Genomic DNA, 3771 nt, shown 5'->3' on the forward strand with positions numbered 1-3771 from the left:
GTCGGGGGTCGTCGAGTCGGGGGTCGTGGAGGTCGGTTCGCTCATGCGCGCAGGGTAGGGCCGGCTGTCACGGTCGCGGGCCCAGCGACGCGGCCCGCCGCTCGCCCGCCGGGTCACGCGCAGCGGTAGCGTCCGGAGCACGTCCCCGACCGTCACCGCATCCGACCTCCGGAGCCCACCGTGCTCACCGTCGCGTCAGCCTCCACGCCCCTCGCCGAGCACCGTGCCGACCTGCTCGCCGTCGCCGCCTTCGCCCCCGAAGCTGCGGAGGACCGTCCCGCTGACGCACCGCTGGAGCCGCCGGTGCTGACCGAGGGCGCCGCCGCACTCGGTGACACGCTCGGGATCGACCTCGCGGCCGAGCTGGTCGCCGTCGGTTTCGACGCGTCGCCCGGCTCGAGCGTCCGGGTCCCCACCCGAGGCGCCGTGCCGGCTCCGGCGGTGCTGGTGGTCGGGCTCGGTCCCCGGTCGAAGGCCACCTTCGACCACCTGCGCCGGGCCGCGGCCGCTGCGGCCCAGGCGGCCTCGCGCAGCGACGCGGTGGCGACCGATCTGCACCTCGCGCTCGGCGGCGACCAGACCCTGGCGACCGAGGCGGTCACCGAGGGGCTCCTGCTCGGCGCCTACCGCTACACCGACTTCAAGTCCGACGTTCCCGTGGCGACGCTGGCCGATGCGACCCTGCACGGCGGCGACCCCGACATCGTCGACGCAGCCGTCGCTGCAGCGACGGTCACCGCGACGGCGGTCGCGTTCGCGCGCGACCTGGTCAACACGCCTCCGCAGGCCAAGCGTCCCCCGGCGCTGGCCGACCGCGTGGTCGCGGCGGTCGACGGCACCCGTGTCGCCGCGCGCGTGCTCGACGAGGCGGCGCTCGCGGACGGCGGGTACGGCGGACTGTTGGGGGTCGGGCAGGGGTCGACCGAGCCACCGCGGTTGGTCGAGCTCACCTACGAACCCGACGGGTGGGCGGCCGGTGGCCGCCACGTCGCGCTCGTCGGCAAGGGCATCACCTTCGACACCGGTGGTCTGTCGCTCAAGCCGTCGGCGTCGATGGAGACCATGAAGATGGACATGGCCGGCGCCGCGACCGTCGCCGGTGTGGTCACCGCCGCCGCGGCGATGGAGCTGCCCGTCAAGGTCACCGGGCTGCTCGCGCTCGCCGAGAACATGCCGTCGGGGACCGCCACCCGCGTCAGCGACGTCCTGACCATCCGCGGTGGTACCACCGTCGAGGTGCTGAACACCGACGCCGAGGGCCGGCTCGTCCTCGCCGACGCGCTCGTGCACGCCTGCGAGCTCGAGCCTGACGCGGTGATCGATGTGGCGACGCTCACCGGAGCCGCCATCATCGCCCTCGGTGACCGCATCGGCATCGTGATGGCCAACGACGACGACCTCGCCGACGCCATCGTCGACGCCGGTGCGCGGATCGGGGAGCCGTTCTGGCGGTTGCCGATGGGCGAGGAGCAGTACGGCGAGGAGCTCGAGGGCGACGTGGCCGACCTGCGCAACATCGGTGGCAGGGGCGCGGGGACCATCCGAGCCGGCCTGTTCCTGTCGCGCTTCGTCGACGAGCGGCCGTGGGCCCACCTCGACATCGCCGGGATCGCGTGGACCGAGAGCGCCGCTGGGTACCGGACCAAGGGCGCGACGGGCTCCCCGGTCCGCACCCTCCTGGCCTGGCTGCGCGACGCCTGACCCCAGGTGGGCCACGCCGTGCCCACCTCCACCGGACCGGAGCACCCGTGGACCACGTCCTCGTCGTCAACGACGACGCCGGCAGCACCGAGGAGGAGGCCGTCGACGCGGCGGCCGACGTCCTCCGCGAGGTCGGCGAGGTCGAGATCGCCACGACCGCGGACGCCGACGGGTTCGATGCCGTCGTCGAGCGGCTCGACGCACGTCGGCTCGTGGTCTGTGGCGGGGATGGGTCGATCCACCTCGCGGTCGCCCGGTTGCGCGAGCTCGGCCACCCGCAGGAGCCCGTCGGGCTCATCCCGCTCGGGACCGGCAACGACCTCGCTCGCGGGGTGGGCCTGCCGTTCGAGGACGCGGCCGCGGCCGCCGAGCGTGTGCGTGACGGGTCACCCCGACCGATGGACCTGCTGATCGACGACACCGGGCGGATCTGCGTGAACGCCCTGCACGCCGGGGTCGGCGCCGATGCGTCGGCCCGCGCCGAAGCGCTCAAGGAGCGGCTGTCGGCCGTGGCGTACCCGGTCGGAGCGGTCCTCGCTGGCGTCGCCGCCGAGGGCATCCGCACCGAGGTGGTCGTCGATGGCGAGGTGCTGGTCGACGCCGATGTGCTGCTCGTCGCCGTCACGAACGGGACCTGCTTCGGCGGCGGCGCCACCGTGTGCCCGGACGCGGCGCCCGACGATGGTCAGCTCGACGTCCTGGCGGTGACCGCCGTCGGCCCGATCGCGCGGGCGGCGTTCGCTCTGGCGCTGAACTCGGGCGAGCACCTCGAACGTGACGACGTCCATCTCGCGGTGGGGCGTGAGGTCCAGATCCGCGCGTCGACGGAGGGTGGCGGCGGCCCGCGCTACGTCGTGGACGGCGAGCTGCACGAGGACCCGGAACCGGACCGCACCTGGCGGGTCGAACACCACGCGTGGACGTTGGTGCGCTGAGTCCGGCTCGGCCGCGGGGGTCCTCAGCTGGCCTGCGCGTCGTCCGCGACCGCGATCTTGGACAGGAACCGTTCACGGTCGACGAGCACGCGGCGGTGGCGGATCTTGGCCACCGTCTCGCCGTCCTGGTCGATCAGCACGGCGAACTCGAGCCGGCGCCCGTGGTGCCCGATGAGGGTCGCGTGCGCGCACACGGTCTGGCCGACGGGGGTCGGGGTGCGGTGCTCGATCTCGGCCCAGGTGCCGACCGACGTCTGGCCCTCCTCGAGGTCGTCCTTGATGGCGTCGACGCACGCGCCCTCGGCCAGCGCGAGCAGCGCGGGGGTCCCGAGCACCGGGACATCGCCCGCGCCGAGCGCGATGGCGGTGTGATCGGTGCCGACCTGCAGCGTACGGGCGAGCTTGAGGCCAGGATCGCAGCGGCCCATGGGGAGCACCTCGAGGTCACGGGTCCGGTCGCGTTCGACCGGGACGTCCGCATCGAGGGTAGCCCTCACCTCCCGGGACGCCGCGTCAGCCACCGGCGGGACCGCACCGGCCGGTGGCCGTTCGGCGGGTCCCACGTGGGGGTCTTGCCCGGTCAGCGGTGGCCACCTGACCGGGTCCGGCCTGGCCGCGGGGCCCGTCGATGGCCCAGCACACCCGACCGGCCGGGGTGGCGCGCTGGTGCGGCTCCCGCCGACCAGCGACCGTGCGACGACGCGCCGGCGGCCCCGCAACGGGGGGTGGCCGCCGGCGCAAGAACGACCTCATGCCGGATCCGACCCGGATCCGGCGCCACGCACGACCCCGGCGCAGATGCGCCCGACCGAGGAGGACCCCGTGAGTGACCCCCGACCCCCTGCTGAGCCTCGCCGTGAGCGCGAGGTCATCGTGACCGACGGTGGCGGCCGAGGCGGTGGTGGCGGCATGGTCGCGGCCATCATCGGTGTCATCGTGCTGCTCGTGATCCTGTTCCTGCTGTTCGGCACCGGCCTGTTCAGCGGTGGCGACGGTGGCGACACCACCACGGTCGAGGCGCCCGAGATCGAGGTGCCCGACGAGGTTGACGTGAACGTCGAGTCCGAGGGTGACGAGGGCTGACCCCAGCCCCACCCCGGACCACCGCGAGGGCCCGACCGCGCACGCGCGGTCG

The 3771-nt window shown here is 74.3% G+C and carries 4 protein-coding genes; 3 read left to right on the forward strand and 1 reads right to left on the reverse strand.

From position 1 onward, the window contains the following. The first annotated feature begins 180 nt into the window (after positions 1 to 180). Entirely contained in the window at positions 181 to 1701 is a 1521-nt protein-coding gene (locus WEB03_RS02365; protein ID WP_368069367.1) for a leucyl aminopeptidase, read from the forward strand. Between the two features lie 47 nt (positions 1702 to 1748). After that, positions 1749 to 2636 carry a diacylglycerol kinase family protein gene (locus tag WEB03_RS02370; RefSeq protein WP_368069368.1) on the forward strand — a complete coding sequence of 296 codons (888 nt, stop codon included), beginning with the start codon at positions 1749 to 1751 and terminating at the stop codon, positions 2634 to 2636. Between the two features lie 23 nt (positions 2637 to 2659). Here WEB03_RS02370 and WEB03_RS02375 read toward each other — a convergent pair whose 3' ends face one another. Further along, positions 2660 to 3133 (reverse strand): thioesterase family protein, encoded by a 474-nt coding sequence (locus WEB03_RS02375; protein WP_368069369.1) that lies wholly within the window; start codon positions 3131 to 3133, stop codon positions 2660 to 2662. Between the two features lie 325 nt (positions 3134 to 3458). Between WEB03_RS02375 and WEB03_RS02380 the strand changes: the two genes are divergently transcribed. Continuing rightward, positions 3459 to 3719 carry a hypothetical protein gene (locus WEB03_RS02380; protein WP_368069370.1) on the forward strand — a complete coding sequence of 87 codons (261 nt, stop codon included), beginning with the start codon at positions 3459 to 3461 and terminating at the stop codon, positions 3717 to 3719. Positions 3720 to 3771 lie beyond the last annotated feature (52 nt).

The organism is Nitriliruptor sp., assembly GCF_040882075.1.
In the GTDB taxonomy this organism is placed as follows: Bacteria; Actinomycetota; Nitriliruptoria; order Nitriliruptorales; family Nitriliruptoraceae; genus Nitriliruptor.